The following is a 14,785-nucleotide window of genomic DNA, read 5'->3' on the forward strand; positions in this document are numbered from 1 at the left end:
TTACTCAGGTTCCTGCTTCAATTGGTCGACGCCAATGTGTCCGACAACGTCCGTGCCGGAAAATTGCGCCGTCGATGCGCCCTGCGAAGATGTTTCGCAAGCCGCAGGGATAGGTTCGGGTCCGATAAAGTGCAGCCAGCGGGACAGCGCGTCATTGGCTCGCTGTGCCGCCCGTGCGTCGGTCAGGCCGACATGTACCACATTTTCGCGCCCAAGCGCTAACGACAATATGGTGCGTGGGACCGGCAATGCCAATCCCTTGCGCCCGGAACCTTCGTCATCGGTTCCGACCCGCCATGCCTGGGCCAGTTTTCCGGCGCCATCGGCGGCGGCGTCGGATGCATGGTACAGACCGTACAGCTTGCCGCTGCGCGCCGCCTTGTCGATCGCGGTACCGCCGATCACGACGAAGCCGGACTTCGCCTCCAGCCCCAGCCGGTCGAGCGCGTGACGCCGCAGCGCATCCTCGACCAGTTGCGGCAGGTCGGCGGGGATCGTCAGCGCCGCGCCCTTGAACGCGCGCGCCAGAGCGCCCCGCAGCCGCCCCTTGGCAATGGCGGTTTCCAGTTCGGCGCGCGTGACCCCGATCCACGCTCCACGGCCGGGGGCCTTGGCACGCACATCGGGCAGCACGTCGCCATCGGGCGAAAGCGCGAGCCGCACGAGCCCATCGCGCGAGCCATGCTCGCGCGACAGGATGCAGCTACGCTCGGGGCTGTCGGTTAGCCGCGCGGTGTCATTGTTCGGATTCCGCAACTGCGTCCTCCGATTCTTCGGCCGCCGCATCTTCATCGGCGAACCAATGGGCACGGGCGGCCATGATGATCTCGTTACCCTGTTCGTCGGTCAGGCCATATTCGGCGAGAATGCCGCCCTTGGGCGCTTCGCGCTTCGGGGCATCGTCACCACGACGACGCGGTTCGGCCTTCTTCTTCTCGACCAGTTCGTCGGTCGCGAGGTCGGCGAGGTCGTCGAGCGTCTTGATCCCGGCCTTGCCGAGCGTGACCAGCATCGCTTCGGTCAGATAGGGCAGTTCGGCCAGCGCGTCCTCGACGCCCAGAGCGGTGCGCTCTTCGCGAGCGGCCTGTTCGCGGCGCTCGATCGCTTCCTGCGCACGGCTCTGCAGCTCCTGCGCGAGGTCCTCGTCGAAGCCTTCGATGCTCGCCAGTTCCTCGATCTCGACATAGGCGACTTCTTCGAGTTCGCCAAAGCCTTCGGCGACCAGCAGCTGCGCCAGCGTCTCGTCGACATCGAGTTCCTTCTCGAACATGCCCGAGCGTTCGATGAATTCCTTCTGCCGCTTTTCCGACGCATCGGCTTCGGTCAGGATGTCGATCGCCTTGCCGGTCAGCTGGCTGGCGAGGCGGACATTCTGGCCGCGACGGCCGATGGCGAGGCTGAGCTGATCGTCGGGAACGACGACCTCGATGCGGTCCTCTTCCTCGTCGAGCACGACGCGGGCGACGTTGGCCGGCTGCAACGCATTGACGACGAAGGTCGCGGTATCGGGCGACCACGGGATGATGTCGATCTTCTCGCCCTGCATTTCCTGCACGACGGCCTGCACGCGGCTGCCCTTCATGCCGACGCACGCGCCGACCGGATCGATCGAGCCGTCATGCGAAATGACTCCGATCTTGGCGCGCGACCCGGGATCGCGGGCCGCCGCCTTGATCTCGATGATGCCGTCGTAGATTTCGGGCACTTCCTGCGCGAACAGCTTCTTCATGAAGTCGGGATGCGCGCGGCTGAGGAAGATCTGTGGCCCACGATTCTCGCGACGCACGTTCAGGATCAGCGAGCGGACGCGGTCGCCGACGCGGACCGCTTCGCGCGGAATCTGCTGGTCGCGGCGGATCACGCCCTCGGCGCGGCCGAGATCGACGACGACGTGACCGAATTCGACGCGCTTGACCACGCCGGTGATGATCTCACCCTGGCGATCCTTGAACTCCTCGAACTGGCGCTCGCGCTCGGCGTCGCGGACCTTTTGCAGGATGACCTGCTTCGATGCCTGCGCCTGGATGCGGCCGAATTCGATCGGGGGCAGCGGGTCGACGATGTAATCGCCGACGGTCGCGCCCTTCTGGAGCCGCTGCGCGTCCTTCTCGCCGATCTGCTTGAAGTGATCGTCGACCAGCTCGACGACTTCGAGCACGCGCCACAGGCGCAGGTCGCCGGTGTTCGGATCGAGTTTTGCGCGAATGTCGTTTTCCGAGCCATAGCGCGTCTTGGCGGCGCGCTGGATCGCGTCTTCCATCGCCTCGATCACGATGGCCTTGTCGATCATCTTTTCCGATGCGACCGAATTCGCGATCGCGATCAGTTCCGCGCGGTTGGCGGTGACGGCGGTGGCCATGTCAGTTCAGTCCTTCTGCGTCAGCCGGTTCGTCGTCGGCAGGTTCGTCTTCATATTCGTCGGCGCCCTCGGCCGACAGCGGTGCCGTCGCCTTGAGCAGGGCATCGGTGATGAGCAGTTTCGCGTCGATGATCGCGGCGAAGGGCACGGTCATCGCCTTGTGCTTGCGCACGTCGATCGTCACTTGGTCCCCATCGGTGCCCAGCAGGTTGCCGGTCAGTTGCTTGCGACCGTCGATCGTCTCGGCCAGCGTCACGCGCGCCTCGAACCCCTTCCAGTCGTCATAATCGGCGAGGCGCGTCAGCGGCCGGTCGATACCGGGCGACGAAACCTCCAGCCGATAGGCCTCCTCGATCGGATCCTTCTCGTCGAGCAGGTCGGAGATGCGACGCGACAGTTCGGCGCAATCGTCGATGGTCAGCTGCCGCGTGTCGGGGCGCTCGGCCATGACCTGCAGCGTCGGGTCCGACTTGCCGCCCATCATCTTCACGCGCACCAGCGCGAAACCCAAGGCCTTGGCCTCCGGTTCGATCAATCGCGTCAGTTCGGCGATATCCGCCATGCCGTCTCCATCAGCTACGCCGCTTCGCTGCCGGTCCCTGTCGGAACCGGCCTCGGCACGTTGACGATGTCGAGGAAGCAACGTCCATATATGTAAAATTGCGTGTCTCGGCAAGGGGCGCAGGATCGTCGTGCCGGGCGCCGCGTTGCCGGGGGCAAATATGTCGTTTCGAGAGGATGTCGCCGATGCTGCCGTTCCGTTCGCTGATCCCCGTCGCCGCCTTGCTGGCGGCATGCAATACCGGCAGCGATGTCGATGCGGCGCCGGTCGTCGTCTCGCCCGCGCCGACCGCCACCGCGACTCCGGTGCCGACGCCCAGCCCGACCACCGGCGGCGTGCCGTTCGCGATGCGGGAAGTGGCGACGTTCGACGCGCCTTGGGCGATGACCTTCCTGCCCGACGGGCGGATGCTGGTGACCGAAAAGCGCGGCAACCTGTTGCTGGTCAGCGCCGATGGCAGCCAGCGGACGACCGCCGCGACCATCCCCGTCGACTCGGCGGGGCAGGGCGGGTTGATGGACGTGGTCCTCGCCCCCGACTTCGCGACCAGCCGCCGCGTCTATCTTAGCTATTCGGTGGCGGGCGATGGGGGCAAAGGCGTGGTGCTGGCGCGCGGGGTGCTCGACGGCAACCGGGTGACCGGCATCACCGAATTGTTCCGTGCCACGCCGTTCGTCAGTGGCGACGGCCATTATTCGGGGCGCATCGCCTTCGCCCCCGATGGCCGGCACCTGTTCTTCACCAATGGCGAGCGGCAGAAATTCGATCCGGCGCAGGACCCCAAGGCAACGCTCGGCAAGGTGCTGCGCCTGACGCTTGACGGACAGCCGGCGGGTGATCCGGGGCTGACCGCGAAGGGCTTCCATCCGGCGGTCTGGTCCTATGGGCACCGCAACCTGCTTGGGATCGCCTTCGACGCGCAGGGCAATTTGTGGGAACAGGAAATGGGGCCGAAGGGCGGCGACGAGGTCAATCTGATCGCCGCCGGGCGCAATTACGGCTATCCTCTGGTGTCGGAAGGCGATCATTATGACGGCCGCCCGATCCCGCGCCACAGCACCCGCCCCGATCTGGAGGCACCCAAGGTCGCGTGGAACCCGGTGATCTCGCCGGGCGGGCTGATCGTCTATTCGGGCAAGCTGTTCCCGCAATATGCCGGCGACCTGTTCATCGGCGGCCTGTCGAGCGAGGCGCTGGTCCGGGTCGACGTCACCGGCACCAATGCCGCCAAGGGCGACCAGTGGCCGATGAATGCCCGCATCCGCGAGGTGGAGGAGGGGCCGGACGGTGCGATCTGGGTGTTGCAGGATGGCGCGAATGCCAAGCTGCTGAAGCTGACGCCGCGCGGCTGATCACAGGCGGGCGAGCGTGGCCGGGTCGCGCTCGCCGTTATAAAAGGCGTCTAGAATATCGGCGAACAGTGGTTCGCCGCCGTCCGCCGCCGCCTCGAATAGCGTCATCGACGAGCGAAGCTTGATCGCGTCGATCGATCCGAGGATGCGGCCGATGTCGTTCCCGCGATGCGGGAGCAAGGCCCCTGCCGATTCGCGCAGCCGTGCCCCGAGCAGCGGATGGTCGAGATAGGCGCGGGCTTCGGCGACGTCACGAATCGCGAAGTGGCGCGCGGTCGGGCTCTGGCCGAGGCCGGCGATCTGCGGAAAGACGAACCACATCCAGTGGCTGCGCTTGGCGCCAGCGCGGAGTTCGGCGAGCGCAGTGGGATAGCTGTCGCGCTGGGCGTCGGTGAAGCGGTCGAGCGTATCGCTCATCCGGCGGTCGCCGTCAGGAAATAGTCGAGCGACACGTCGTCCGACAGCTTGAAGCCGTGCGCGGCGGAGAAGGCGAGACCGGTCGGGGACGAAACGGTCATGCCGCCCGCCTGCAGATGGGCGGTCAGTTCGTCGGGCGTCAGGAACCGGTCCCAGTCATGGGTGCCGCGCGGGATCAGGCCGATGCCCTCACCGACCGCAATCATCGCGAGGCGCGACAGCGCGGTGCGGTTGGGCGTCGACACGATCAACAGCCCGCCCGGTGCCACCGCCCGGGTCAGCGCGCGGGCGAAGGCGGCGGGATCGGCGACATGCTCGATCACCTCCAGCGAGGTGACGAGGTCGAACTGCCGCCCGGCGACCGCTTCGACACCGCCGGCCAGATACTCGATCGACAGGCCGGACTGGGCGGCATGGGCGCTGGCGGCACCGATATTCTCGGGCGCGGCGTCGACGCCGGTCACCTGACCGCCGAGCCGGGCGAGCGGTTCGGCAAGCAGCCCCGCGCCGCAGCCGACGTCGAGCACGGTCCTGCCGGCCAGCGGTGTGAAGCCGAGGCCATCGCCGCCCCAATGCGAATCGATCGCCGAGCGGACGAAGGCAAGGCGCACCGGGTTCAGCCGGTGGAGCATGGCGGAGCTGCCATGCGGGTTCCACCAATCGGCGGCCAGCTCTCCGAAATGCGCAGCTTCGCGCGCGACGACGCTTGATTGCGCGGGCGCGGCTTTTTCAGACATAAAGATTGCTTCGCTTGCGTTCGTCATGGCGCTCTCCTATCAGCCGCCGCCATTCCCCCCAAGGATGAATGGCAAAACGCATGGCGCGGATCGTGATGAAGTTCGGTGGCACCTCGATGGCGGGGATCGAACGCATTCGCAACGTCGCCCAGCGCGTCAAGCGCGAGGTCGAATCGGGCAATCAGGTCGCGGTGGTCGTGTCGGCGATGGCCGGCGATACCGACCGGCTGGTCGGTTTCTGCCGCGAGGCGTCGGCGCTGTACGACCCGCGCGAATATGATGCGGTGGTGTCGTCGGGCGAACAGGTGACCAGCGGACTGCTGGCGATCGCATTGCAGGCGATCGGCGTGCCGGCGCGGTCGTGGCTGGGCTGGCAATTGCCGATCCGCACCACCGACGCGCATGCGACCGCACGGATCGAATCGATCGACACGACCGCGCTGGACGAAAGCCTCGCGCGTGGCGAAGTGGCGGTGATCCCGGGATTCCAGGGCGTGACCGACGAGCAGCGCATCACCACGCTGGGGCGCGGCGGGTCGGACACGTCGGCGGTGGCGATGGCGGCGGCGATGCAGGCCGATCGCTGCGACATCTATACCGATGTCGATGGCGTCTATACCACCGACCCGCGCATCGTGCCGCGCGCGCGCAAGCTGGCGCGGGTGACCTATGAGGAAATGCTCGAGCTCGCCTCGGTCGGCGCCAAGGTGCTCCAGACCCGATCGGTCGGGCTGGCGATGAAGGAACAGGTTCGCGTCCGCGTGCTGTCGTCGTTCGACGATACGCGCGACGAGGATGGATATCGTGGAACGCTGATCGTCGGCGAAGAGGAAGTGACGGACATGGAACGGCAGCTCATCACCGGCATCGCGCACGACAAGAACGAGGCGAAGATCACGCTGGTCGCGGTGCCCGATCGCCCCGGCGCGGTCGGATCGATCTTCGGCCCGCTGGCGGCTGCCGGCATCAACGTCGACATGATCGTCCAGAACATCGCCCATTCGGCGGGGTCGACCGACGTGACCTTCACCGTGCCCGCCGCCGAACTGGCTCGCGCGCTCGACACGCTCGAAAAGGCGAGCGCCGATATCGGCTTCGCCAAGCTGCTGCACGACACGCGGGTCGCCAAGATCTCGATCGTCGGCGTCGGCATGCGCAGCCATGCGGGCGTGGCGTCGACGATGTTCCAGACGCTGGGCGACCGCGGCATCAACATCCAGGCGATCACCACGTCGGAGATCAAGGTCAGCGTGCTGATCGAAGAGGATTATACCGAACTGGCGGTGCGCGTGTTGCACACGGCGTACGGGCTGGACGCGGTCGAGGCTTAACCAAATCCTCCCCGTGCCGGGGAGGATTTATTCGCCTAGCAGGTGGACGGCTATCCGCCGCCGGTGCGCGGCTCTGCGGTGTTCGAACAAATAGATGCCCTGCCACGTGCCGAGCACCGGGCGGTGGCCGATCACCGGGATCGAGAGCGACGTGTTGGTCAATGCGGTGCGCAGATGCGCAGGCATGTCGTCCGGCCCCTCCTCGTCATGGGCATAGCGGTCGCTTTCCGGCGCGAGGTGGCGGAAATAGCGTTCGAGATCGTCGCGCGCCGCTTCGCTGGCATTTTCCTGCACCAGCAGCGAGGCCGAGGTGTGGCGGCAGAACAGCGTCAGCAGCCCGCTGGCGATGCCCGTCGCATCGACCCAGTGCCGCACCTGTCCGGTAATCAGCACCAGCCCCTGTCCATTGGTGGTGACGACGAGTTCGCCATGTTCCTGTCGCATCATCGTCCCTGCTTGCCCGAAGCCGTCCGCCCGCGCTAGGCGGGGCAATGACCAACGCTTCGATCGGCGCCGAGCGCCTTGAGCGCCGGATGGCGCGTGGCTGTGACTTTCTGGGTACCGAGACCGCGATCCTGTGCGGCGCGATGTCGTGGGTGAGCGAGCGCAACCTCGTCGCCGCCATCTCCAATGCCGGCGGGTTCGGGGTCATCGCGTGCGGGGCGATGACCCCCGAACTGCTCGATGCCGAGATTGCGGGGACCAAAAAGCTGACGACCAAGCCGTTCGGCGTGAACCTGATCACCATGCACCCGGCGCTGTTCGACCTGATCGACGTGTGCGGACGGCACGGCGTGACTCATGTCGTGCTGGCCGGCGGCCTGCCGCCCAAGGGGTCGCTGGAGGCGATCAAGGCGACGGGGGCCAAGGTCATCGCCTTCGCGCCCGCGCTGGCGCTGGCGAAGAAGCTGATCCGCTCGGGTGCCGATGCGCTGGTGATCGAGGGGATGGAGGCCGGTGGCCATATCGGCCCCGTCTCCACCAGTGTGCTGGCGCAGGAAATGCTGCCCGAGGTCGCCGATCAGGTGCCGGTGTTCGTCGCCGGCGGGATCGGCCGGGGCGAGGCGATCGCCGGCTATTTGGATATGGGCGCGGCGGGGGTGCAGCTCGGCACGCGCTTCGTCTGCGCGACCGAATCGATCGCGCATCCGGCGTTCAAGAAGGCGTTCCTGCGCGCATCCGCCCGCGACGCCGTCGCCAGCGTCCAGATCGACCCGCGCCTGCCGGTGATCCCGGTGCGCGCGCTGAAGAATGCCGGCGGCGAGCTGTTCACCGCCAAGCAGCGCGAAGTCGCGCAGATGCTCGACGAGGGCGGCGTGGCGATGGCCGAGGCGCAGTTGCAGATCGAACATTATTGGGCAGGCGCGCTGCGGCGGGCGGTGATCGATGGCGATGTCGAGCATGGCAGCCTGATGGCTGGCCAGTCGGTCGGTATGGTGACCAAGGAGGAACCGGCGGCGGAGATCATCGCGACGTTGATGGCGGAAGCCGCGCAAGCGCTGGAGAAGCGGGCGGCTTGAGCCCAAAGTTCACAAAGTTCACACTTGCGCAGTGTTTGTGTCGGTGACGTCGGTGGGCTGACGCACCTGCGGTTTTCGGCCGTGCGGGTCGGGTTAGAACGATGCGACAGAGCGTTGGGCGAGCCTGTCATAGCTTTGCGGTGTAGGAAAGCGCCGGTCGGTTGCGGGTGAGGGGAATCTGTTCGGTCGTCGGGGGGTAGGCAGAGCCCGGATCGGGTCGAGACCTTTGCGGGGGTCTCGATTACGCACCGCACCGCGTACCCCCGCGAAGGCGGGGATCCAGGGTTCCAGGCACAAGCGGTTGTTTTGCTTGGTTCTGGACCCCCGCTTTCGCGGGGGTACGACATGTATGACGCGGGGTGCGCCGACGTTCGCCGCGTTTTCGATCGGGTCCGGGTGACGTAATGATGCGGGCGGCCTTACCGCCCCATCGGCCCGTCCTCGGCCAGCCATGCCAGCGCCGGTTCGCGCGCTTCGAACAGGGCGATGTTGGGGGCGAGGCGCTTGGCCTGCATCTTCAGCAGCGTGCTGTTGGCGATCATCGCGATGCGACGCGACGTGACGTTCGGATTGGAGGCAATCTGTTCGAGCAGCGGCAGCACGTCGCGCGGCTGGACCGCGAATTGCGTCATGTCAAACAACGTGACCTGCTGACCCAGCGGACAGCCGAGCGCAGGCAGGCGGCCCAGCGTCGTGGCCAATGCGTCGCGGAAGCGCAGCACGATCGCCGGATCCCACAGCCCGCGCAGGTCGATGTCGAGCATCCTGCGCGCCGGATCGATCCGGATGGTGAAGGCGGCGTCGTCGATCTTCAGCGAATCGGGCATCGTTACCTATTCCGCTAACGGCGGTTTTTGCGCAACCGAACGCCGCCGATGTCGATCAATACGCGCGACGCACCGCGAATTCGACCGCCTCGACCATCGCGTCCTTGGCCGGACCGTCGGGGAAACGACCGATCGCGTCAATCGCGCGCTGCCCGTAATGGCGGGCGCGGGCGAGCGTATCGTCGACCGCGCGCGACGATTGGACCAGGGTGATCGCATGCGCGAAATCGGCATCGCTCGCGCGCTTGCCCGATACCGCGTCGCGCCAGAAACTGCGCGCGGTTTCGTTGCCGCGGGCATAAGCGAGGATGACGGGCAGCGTCATCTTGCCTTCGCGAAAATCGTCGCCGGCGTCCTTGCCCATGGTATCGGCGTCGGACACGTAATCGATCGCGTCGTCGACCAGCTGGAAGGCGATGCCGAGGTTGCGGCCATAGGCGTCGAGTGCCGCTTCGTCGGCGTCGGAGCGTTCGGCGACGATCGCAGCGATGCGGCAGGCGGCGGCGAACAAAGCGGCGGTCTTGGCACCGATGATGTCGAGATAGCGGTCCTCGGGCGTATCGATGCGGCGGATCGCGGTGAGCTGGTTGACCTCGCCCTCGGCGATGACCGCCGAGGCGCCCGACAGGACGCGCAGCGCCTTCAGGCTTTCGGCCTCGACCATCAGTTCGAAGCTCTTGGAGAACAGGAAGTCGCCGACCAGGACGCTGGCCGGATTGCCCCAGATGATGTTGGCGGTACGCTTGCCGCGGCGCAGGTCGGATCCGTCGACGACATCGTCGTGGAGCAGCGTCGCGGTATGGATGAATTCGACCGCGGCGGAAAGCAGGTGATGGCGCGTGCCGCCGTACCCGATCAGCTTCGCACAGGCGAGCGTCAGCATCGGCCGCATCCGCTTGCCCCCGCCCGCGATCAGATGGCCGGCAAGTTCGGGGATCAGCGGAATCTTCGACTGCATCCGGTCGAGAATGACCGCGTTGACGCGATTCATGTCGTCGGCGACCAGCGCCATCAGCGGATCGAGCGAGGGTTCGGTCCGCTTGTCGAGGCGGTGCAGGGTAGCCGTCATGTCCCAGCGATGTGGCGGTTCGCGCTTGCGAACGCAAGGGAAAGGCGGGGTTGCACGACGCGCCCGGTCGCGCGAAAGGGGCGGACCCCCGGCACCCCCCGCCGTTCAGGAAGGATCGCCATGTCCGATGCGACGCTGCAACGCTTTCGCCAGAGCATCGACAATATCGATGCCGCTCTGGTCTTTCTGCTCGCCGAACGGTTCAAGGTGACGCAGGCGGTCGGCCGGTACAAGGCCGACGAAGGACTGCCCGCCGCCGATCCGGGGCGCGAGGAGGCGCAGATCGCGCGGTTGCGGTCGCTGGCGCGCGATGCCGATCTCGACCCGGAATTTTCCGAGAAGTTCCTGCGATTCATCATCGACGAAGTGATTCGCCATCACCGGTCGATGCAGGATGGCGACGCGGCGTGAGCGACGACCGGATCGTCTTCGCGCCCGACGATGTCGATCTGACGCGATCGCCGCTCCGCCGCGACCTATCCGAGCCGACCTATGTACTGGGCGCCTTCAATCCGGCGCTGACGCGGTTGCCGAACGGCAATCTGCTGCTGCTGGTGCGGATCGCCGAGGCACTGCGCGAACCGGTGCGGGACGGGCAGGTGCGTTCGATCCGCTGGACGCCACGGGGCTATGTGCTCGACGGGTTCGCGGCGGAGGCGGCCGATGTGCGCGATCCGCGATTCTTCGCACTGACCGGCGGGGCCTATCCGTTCCTCGGGCTGACCTCGCTGTCATGGTTGTTGCCGGTCGAGCTGTCGGCCGATGGGCAGCGGGTGGTGGCGGTGCATTACGACCGCGCGGTCGAACCGTCGGCGGACCATGCCCAATATGGCGTCGAGGATCCGCGCATCGTCCGCATCGACGGCGTGTACTGGATGACGGTATGCGGCGTGTCGGGCGGGCGGCTGTGTACGGTGATGTACCGGTCCGACGACGGGTTCGACTGGCGGTCGCAGGGCATGGTGCTCGACCATGGCAACAAGGACATGGTGCCGTTCGAGGGGCGGGTGGGCGACCGGTTCGTCTCGCTGACCCGGCCATTGTCGGATGCATGGTTCGTGGCAGCGCCCGACGGTGCGGAGGCGAGCGGGCCGAGCATCAACCTCGCCACCTCGCCCGACATGTTGCATTGGCGGCCGCTGTCCGAACCGGCGCTGCGCCCGCTCAAGGGGGCGGCGGCGTACAAGCTGGGCGGGGGGACGCCGCCGGTGCGGACGGCGCGCGGGTGGATGCTGCTCTATCACGGCGTCGAGAAACAGGGGGCGGTGGGGGTGTATCGCACCTATCGCGCGCTGATCGATGCGGAGGCGCGCTGCGTGCTGGAGCGCGACGAATCGCGACCGGTGCTGGAGGCGGCGTCGGACCTGATCGCACCGATCGCGCACCAGGCCTATCTGCCGCAGCCGGTGGTGTTCACGACCGGGATCGTGCGCGACGGCGACGACTGGATCGTGGTGTCGGGCGAGGCGGATCTGGCGTGCCGGCTGACGCGGATCGCGGGGGCTCGGCTGGATTGATCCGCCGTCATTCTCTCTTCCGTTCGCTTCGAGCGCAGGTTCGGGCCCGTCGAGAACCGAAGTCGAGAAGGGGTTGCCCCGAACGCCGGGTTCTCGACCGACGCTTCTCGACAAGCCCGAAGCTGCTCGAACCGAACTGGTAGCGTAGAGTCAGATCCCCAGCCATATCCGCAACGGATTGGCCGGATCGGCCATCAGCTTCACCGTCAGTGCCAGCGAGATGACGACCAGCAGCGGCCGGATCGCGCGCCCACCGAACCGGATGGCGAGCGCCGCGCCGACCTGTCCGCCCGCAAGGCTGGCGACTGCCATGGCGAGGCCGAGCGTCCACCACACATGCCCGCCCGCGACCAACACGGTGACGCCGGCCAGATTGCTGGCGAGGTTCAGCAGCTTGGTATGCGCCACCGCCCGCGTCGCGCCCATGCCCGCGGCGGTGACCAGCAACAGCGTGAAGAAGGATCCGGTGCCGGGGCCGAAGAACCCGTCATAGGCGCCGATCGCCGCCACCGCGAGCAACAGCCCGGCCGGGGCGAGGCGGGTATGGGTATCGACGTCGGACAGGCGCGGACCGAACAGGAAATACAGTGCCATCGCGACCAGCAGGACCGGCAGCACGCCCGACAGGAAATGCGGGTCGATCGCCTGCACCAGCGCCGCGCCGGCCGCCGCCCCGCCGAACGAGGCGAGCGCGGGCAGGGCGAACCGCCGCAGGTCGATATGCCCCTTGCGCCAGAAGGCGAAGGTCGCGCCCGCCGTGCCGCACGAACTTTGCAACTTGTTGGTACCAAGGGCGACGACCGGCGGGACGCCCGCGGCGAGCAGCGCGGGCAGGGTGATGAGCCCGCCGCCGCCCGCCATCGCATCCAGCGCCGCCGCGCCGAACGCGACCAGCATGAGCAGGGCGATAAGGTCGATGTCCATGGGCGCGGACGTAGCGGGCAAGGGCGTGTTGCGAAAGGGAGTGGGGAGCTTCTGTTGCCCGGTGCTCCCCGTACCGCTGGAATCCGATTCTGTTGCCCGGTTCGGTCCAACCGCGCTATTTTGGAGTAACTTCAGGCCGTGAGGCCCTTAGTTACGCCGCAATCGCGAGTGCTTCGTTATCGTTGGCACTTGTGTGTATGGGCCGTTGCGGTGGTCCCATTCCGAACGAAAACAGCGCTTTTCAACACACGTCGATCCTGGTTCGGCCCCGTCAGAAACGGTGTCCAGAAACACCACCTTATGGTGGAGCCGCCGGGTACTGCCCCCGGGTCCGCTGCGTCTATTGCACGCCGCAGTTTATCGTCATAGCCGGCTGGAAGCCGACGGGACGGATATAGGCGCTTGTCCCGGCTTTGAAAAGAAGCGTACTTCCCTTGCCGTATCGCAAGTGGCATGGGCATTGAACGATGTTGACCCAGCGTTCCCGCTATGCGTTGCGCGCGATGCTGTTCCTTGCCGAACAACCCGCGGGCGAGGCGCCCATGCCGATGCACCGCATCGCCACTGCCGCGAACGTGCCCCGCAAGTTCCTCGAACTGATCCTCGCCGATCTGCGCGAGGCCGGGTTCCTGTTGTCGACCAGGGGAAAGGCCGGCGGCTATCACCTCGCGCGCGCGGCGCATCTGATTTCGCTCGGCGAGATCATCCGCGTGATCGAAGGTCCGCTGGCGCTGGTTCCCTGCGTCAGCCGTACCGCCTATCGCCCGTGCGGCGATTGCAAGGACGAGGCGAGCTGCGCGATCCGCCATGCGATGGCGCGGGTGCGCGACGAGACGGCGCGCATTCTCGACGGGACCAGCCTGGCACAGGCGGCGGCGCTGGAACTGGCGGCGGCGTGACCCGGTAATCGGCAGTCTTCCGGTTTTGGACGGCGCAACCGGGCATCGCGCAGCGCGTCATTCCCGCTGATCGCGTCCCGGATCGCGATCGGCGTTGAAGGCATCGACCGCCGCGTCATGCCCCGATCCGTTGCTGAGGAACACCAGCGCCATCAGCGCACCGCCCAGCATCACCGACAGCCCTACTCCGGCCAGCGTCGCGGCGGCGATCACCCAGTTCATCGACCCGATCCACCACCAGATGCCCCCCAGCGCCAGCAGCGCGGCGACTGCCGAGATCGCGGCCATCACCTTGAGCAGCCAGCGAAACCGGCTCCAGGCGAACGCAGCATATACGGGGTCGTCGAGATCGTTCGCCATGGCTTTTCAATGGTGGCGAAGCGTGGAATTCTCAACCCATGGATGCCCCTGTCGCGTCGGACCGGGGCACCGGTGGGAGGAGAGGGCGATGACCATCGCGAAACTGTTGGGCAGGCGTGCAATCGTGTCGGTCGGGGCCGCTGCGCGCGTGCGGGACGTCGTGGCGCTGCTGGACGAACATCGCATCGGCGCGGTGCCGGTGCTGGAGGGGACCCGCGTCGTCGGCATCTTTTCCGAACGCGACATGATCCACGCGCTGGTCGAACGCGGCGCGGCGGCGCTCGACCTGCCGGTCGCCGATCGAATGACCAGCCCGGCGATCACCGTCGATCCGGGCGCATCGGTGCTGGGCGCGCTGTCGCTGATGACGCAGCGGCGCATCCGGCATCTGCCGGTGATCGACGCCGAGCAGCTGGTCGGATTCGTGTCGATCGGCGACCTCGTCAAATATCGCATCGACGGGATCGAGGCCGAGGCGGAGGCAATGCGCGCCTATATCCAGCAGGGTTAGGCGCGCCGGTTGACGCCCGTTTAACCGGCGGTCGATAAGCAGGCGGCATGGCCTCACTTGCCGAACATCTCAACTGGCACTGGAAGCAATGGCGGCACCGCCGGCTGGCGCGCGGCATTCTTGCGACGCCGCCGGCGACGATTCGCGACGACGGGGTCATCGTCTTCTCGATGATCGGCAGCGCGGTGCTGCTGCCCTATCTGGTCGCGGTCAAATCGCTGCTTCATCATCTGCGGCGCGGCCGGGTGGTGATTCTCGATGACGGGACGCTGACCGCGGCGGACAAGGCGGTGCTCGCCACGCAGCTCGGCGACCCGCGGATTATTGCGATCGATACGGTCGCGACCGATCCCTGCCCGCGCCGCGACGTGTGGGAACGGCTGCTGACGATCCTTGACCT

General features: G+C 66.8%; 18 protein-coding genes and 1 other RNA gene (1 of these 19 running past the window's edge). 8 read left to right on the forward strand and 11 right to left on the reverse strand.

Annotation, left to right across the window (positions count from 1 at the left end):
* Genes ACZ1JS_RS15350 through rimP form a run of 3 tightly spaced genes read right to left on the reverse strand, consistent with a single transcriptional unit; the run spans position 1 to position 2,921 of the window.
* On the reverse strand, positions 1 to 756 hold the full coding sequence (locus tag ACZ1JS_RS15350; protein WP_465166823.1) for a DUF448 domain-containing protein: 756 nt from the start codon (positions 754 to 756) through the stop codon (positions 1 to 3).
* Positions 737 to 2,359 carry a transcription termination factor NusA gene (nusA, locus tag ACZ1JS_RS15355; protein ID WP_465166824.1) on the reverse strand — a complete coding sequence of 541 codons (1,623 nt, stop codon included), beginning with the start codon at positions 2,357 to 2,359 and terminating at the stop codon, positions 737 to 739. The genes ACZ1JS_RS15350 and nusA overlap by 20 nt, the downstream gene beginning before the upstream one ends.
* Before the next feature lies 1 nt (position 2,360).
* Complete coding sequence (rimP, locus tag ACZ1JS_RS15360) at positions 2,361 to 2,921, reverse strand: ribosome maturation protein RimP (protein WP_465166825.1); 561 nt, start codon at positions 2,919 to 2,921, stop codon at positions 2,361 to 2,363.
* Positions 2,922 to 3,106: 185 nt separating this feature from the next.
* On the opposite strand from rimP, the gene ACZ1JS_RS15365 reads away from it, so the two are divergent.
* Positions 3,107 to 4,273, forward strand: coding sequence for a PQQ-dependent sugar dehydrogenase (locus ACZ1JS_RS15365; protein WP_465166826.1), 1,167 nt, complete (start codon positions 3,107 to 3,109; stop codon positions 4,271 to 4,273).
* On the opposite strand, the gene ACZ1JS_RS15370 is transcribed toward ACZ1JS_RS15365, so the two are convergent.
* Positions 4,274 to 4,690: a DUF1810 domain-containing protein gene (locus ACZ1JS_RS15370; protein ID WP_465166827.1), complete on the reverse strand. Its 417-nt coding sequence runs from the start codon at positions 4,688 to 4,690 to the stop codon at positions 4,274 to 4,276.
* Positions 4,687 to 5,454, reverse strand: a complete 768-nt coding sequence (ubiG, locus tag ACZ1JS_RS15375) for a bifunctional 2-polyprenyl-6-hydroxyphenol methylase/3-demethylubiquinol 3-O-methyltransferase UbiG (protein WP_465166828.1) — start codon at positions 5,452 to 5,454, stop codon at positions 4,687 to 4,689. The genes ACZ1JS_RS15370 and ubiG overlap by 4 nt, the downstream gene beginning before the upstream one ends.
* A 53-nt stretch (positions 5,455 to 5,507) precedes the next feature.
* Here ubiG and ACZ1JS_RS15380 point away from each other — a divergent pair, with 53 nt between their 5' ends.
* A complete protein-coding gene (locus tag ACZ1JS_RS15380; RefSeq protein WP_465168715.1) occupies positions 5,508 to 6,758 on the forward strand; it encodes an aspartate kinase in 1,251 nt (416 codons plus the stop codon).
* 27 nt (positions 6,759 to 6,785) lie between these two features.
* Here ACZ1JS_RS15380 and ACZ1JS_RS15385 read toward each other — a convergent pair whose 3' ends face one another.
* The gene (locus ACZ1JS_RS15385; protein ID WP_465168716.1) at positions 6,786 to 7,202 is read right to left on the reverse strand and encodes a secondary thiamine-phosphate synthase enzyme YjbQ; all 417 of its coding nucleotides are present in this window, start codon (positions 7,200 to 7,202) and stop codon (positions 6,786 to 6,788) included.
* A gap of 89 nt (positions 7,203 to 7,291) precedes the next feature.
* Here ACZ1JS_RS15385 and ACZ1JS_RS15390 point away from each other — a divergent pair, with 89 nt between their 5' ends.
* Positions 7,292 to 8,278, forward strand: coding sequence for an NAD(P)H-dependent flavin oxidoreductase (locus tag ACZ1JS_RS15390; protein ID WP_465168717.1), 987 nt, complete (start codon positions 7,292 to 7,294; stop codon positions 8,276 to 8,278).
* Between the two features lie 419 nt (positions 8,279 to 8,697).
* Here ACZ1JS_RS15390 and ACZ1JS_RS15395 read toward each other — a convergent pair whose 3' ends face one another.
* Both ACZ1JS_RS15395 and ACZ1JS_RS15400 read right to left on the reverse strand, forming a co-directional pair.
* Complete coding sequence (locus tag ACZ1JS_RS15395) at positions 8,698 to 9,105, reverse strand: hypothetical protein (protein WP_465166829.1); 408 nt, start codon at positions 9,103 to 9,105, stop codon at positions 8,698 to 8,700.
* A gap of 55 nt (positions 9,106 to 9,160) precedes the next feature.
* Positions 9,161 to 10,174, reverse strand: coding sequence for a polyprenyl synthetase family protein (locus ACZ1JS_RS15400; RefSeq protein ID WP_345878580.1), 1,014 nt, complete (start codon positions 10,172 to 10,174; stop codon positions 9,161 to 9,163).
* Between the two features lie 120 nt (positions 10,175 to 10,294).
* Between ACZ1JS_RS15400 and ACZ1JS_RS15405 the strand changes: the two genes are divergently transcribed.
* Together ACZ1JS_RS15405 and ACZ1JS_RS15410 are read left to right on the forward strand one after the other, a co-directional pair.
* Positions 10,295 to 10,585 (forward strand): chorismate mutase, encoded by a 291-nt coding sequence (locus tag ACZ1JS_RS15405; protein ID WP_242118945.1) that lies wholly within the window; start codon positions 10,295 to 10,297, stop codon positions 10,583 to 10,585.
* Positions 10,582 to 11,691, forward strand: coding sequence for a glycoside hydrolase family 130 protein (locus ACZ1JS_RS15410; RefSeq protein ID WP_465166830.1), 1,110 nt, complete (start codon positions 10,582 to 10,584; stop codon positions 11,689 to 11,691). Before ACZ1JS_RS15405 ends, ACZ1JS_RS15410 begins: the two co-directional genes overlap by 4 nt.
* Positions 11,692 to 11,841: 150 nt before the next feature.
* On the opposite strand, the gene ACZ1JS_RS15415 is transcribed toward ACZ1JS_RS15410, so the two are convergent.
* Together ACZ1JS_RS15415 and ssrA are read right to left on the reverse strand one after the other, a co-directional pair.
* Complete coding sequence (locus ACZ1JS_RS15415; protein WP_465166831.1) at positions 11,842 to 12,615, reverse strand: TSUP family transporter; 774 nt, start codon at positions 12,613 to 12,615, stop codon at positions 11,842 to 11,844.
* Between the two features lie 78 nt (positions 12,616 to 12,693).
* Positions 12,694 to 13,039, reverse strand: a transfer-messenger RNA (tmRNA) gene (gene ssrA / locus ACZ1JS_RS15420).
* Positions 13,040 to 13,082: 43 nt separating this feature from the next.
* Between ssrA and ACZ1JS_RS15425 the strand changes: the two genes are divergently transcribed.
* Complete coding sequence (locus ACZ1JS_RS15425) at positions 13,083 to 13,514, forward strand: RrF2 family transcriptional regulator (RefSeq protein WP_345878573.1); 432 nt, start codon at positions 13,083 to 13,085, stop codon at positions 13,512 to 13,514.
* A 57-nt stretch (positions 13,515 to 13,571) separates the two neighbouring features.
* Here the strand turns inward: ACZ1JS_RS15425 and ACZ1JS_RS15430 are convergent, their stop codons facing one another.
* A complete protein-coding gene (locus ACZ1JS_RS15430) occupies positions 13,572 to 13,874 on the reverse strand; it encodes a hypothetical protein (RefSeq protein WP_465166832.1) in 303 nt (100 codons plus the stop codon).
* An 88-nt stretch (positions 13,875 to 13,962) separates the two neighbouring features.
* On the opposite strand from ACZ1JS_RS15430, the gene ACZ1JS_RS15435 reads away from it, so the two are divergent.
* Entirely contained in the window at positions 13,963 to 14,385 is a 423-nt protein-coding gene (locus tag ACZ1JS_RS15435; RefSeq protein WP_465166833.1) for a CBS domain-containing protein, read from the forward strand.
* Between the two features lie 47 nt (positions 14,386 to 14,432).
* Positions 14,433 to 14,785: the 5' end (the start) of a hypothetical protein gene (locus ACZ1JS_RS15440; protein WP_465166834.1), read on the forward strand. It continues 574 nt past the right edge of the window; 353 of the gene's 927 nt are visible here — the first part of the coding sequence; it begins with the start codon at positions 14,433 to 14,435; its stop codon lies beyond the right edge, outside the window.

This window comes from Sphingomonas sp. BL-S-05 (assembly GCF_055521695.1).

Coding starts and splice junctions, on each gene's coding strand:
- nusA (WP_465166824.1), bottom strand. CDS start 2,359: ATGGCCACCGCCGTCACCGCCAACCGCGCGGAACTGATCGCGATCGCG.
- rimP (WP_465166825.1), bottom strand. CDS start 2,921: ATGGCGGATATCGCCGAACTGACGCGATTGATCGAACCGGAGGCCAAG.
- ACZ1JS_RS15365 (WP_465166826.1), top strand. CDS start 3,107: ATGCTGCCGTTCCGTTCGCTGATCCCCGTCGCCGCCTTGCTGGCGGCA.
- ACZ1JS_RS15370 (WP_465166827.1), bottom strand. CDS start 4,690: ATGAGCGATACGCTCGACCGCTTCACCGACGCCCAGCGCGACAGCTAT.
- ubiG (WP_465166828.1), bottom strand. CDS start 5,454: ATGACGAACGCAAGCGAAGCAATCTTTATGTCTGAAAAAGCCGCGCCC.
- ACZ1JS_RS15380 (WP_465168715.1), top strand. CDS start 5,508: ATGGCGCGGATCGTGATGAAGTTCGGTGGCACCTCGATGGCGGGGATC.
- ACZ1JS_RS15385 (WP_465168716.1), bottom strand. CDS start 7,202: ATGCGACAGGAACATGGCGAACTCGTCGTCACCACCAATGGACAGGGG.
- ACZ1JS_RS15390 (WP_465168717.1), top strand. CDS start 7,292: ATGGCGCGTGGCTGTGACTTTCTGGGTACCGAGACCGCGATCCTGTGC.
- ACZ1JS_RS15395 (WP_465166829.1), bottom strand. CDS start 9,105: ATGCCCGATTCGCTGAAGATCGACGACGCCGCCTTCACCATCCGGATC.
- ACZ1JS_RS15400 (WP_345878580.1), bottom strand. CDS start 10,174: ATGACGGCTACCCTGCACCGCCTCGACAAGCGGACCGAACCCTCGCTC.
- ACZ1JS_RS15405 (WP_242118945.1), top strand. CDS start 10,295: ATGTCCGATGCGACGCTGCAACGCTTTCGCCAGAGCATCGACAATATC.
- ACZ1JS_RS15415 (WP_465166831.1), bottom strand. CDS start 12,615: ATGGACATCGACCTTATCGCCCTGCTCATGCTGGTCGCGTTCGGCGCG.
- ACZ1JS_RS15425 (WP_345878573.1), top strand. CDS start 13,083: ATGTTGACCCAGCGTTCCCGCTATGCGTTGCGCGCGATGCTGTTCCTT.
- ACZ1JS_RS15430 (WP_465166832.1), bottom strand. CDS start 13,874: ATGGCGAACGATCTCGACGACCCCGTATATGCTGCGTTCGCCTGGAGC.
- ACZ1JS_RS15435 (WP_465166833.1), top strand. CDS start 13,963: ATGACCATCGCGAAACTGTTGGGCAGGCGTGCAATCGTGTCGGTCGGG.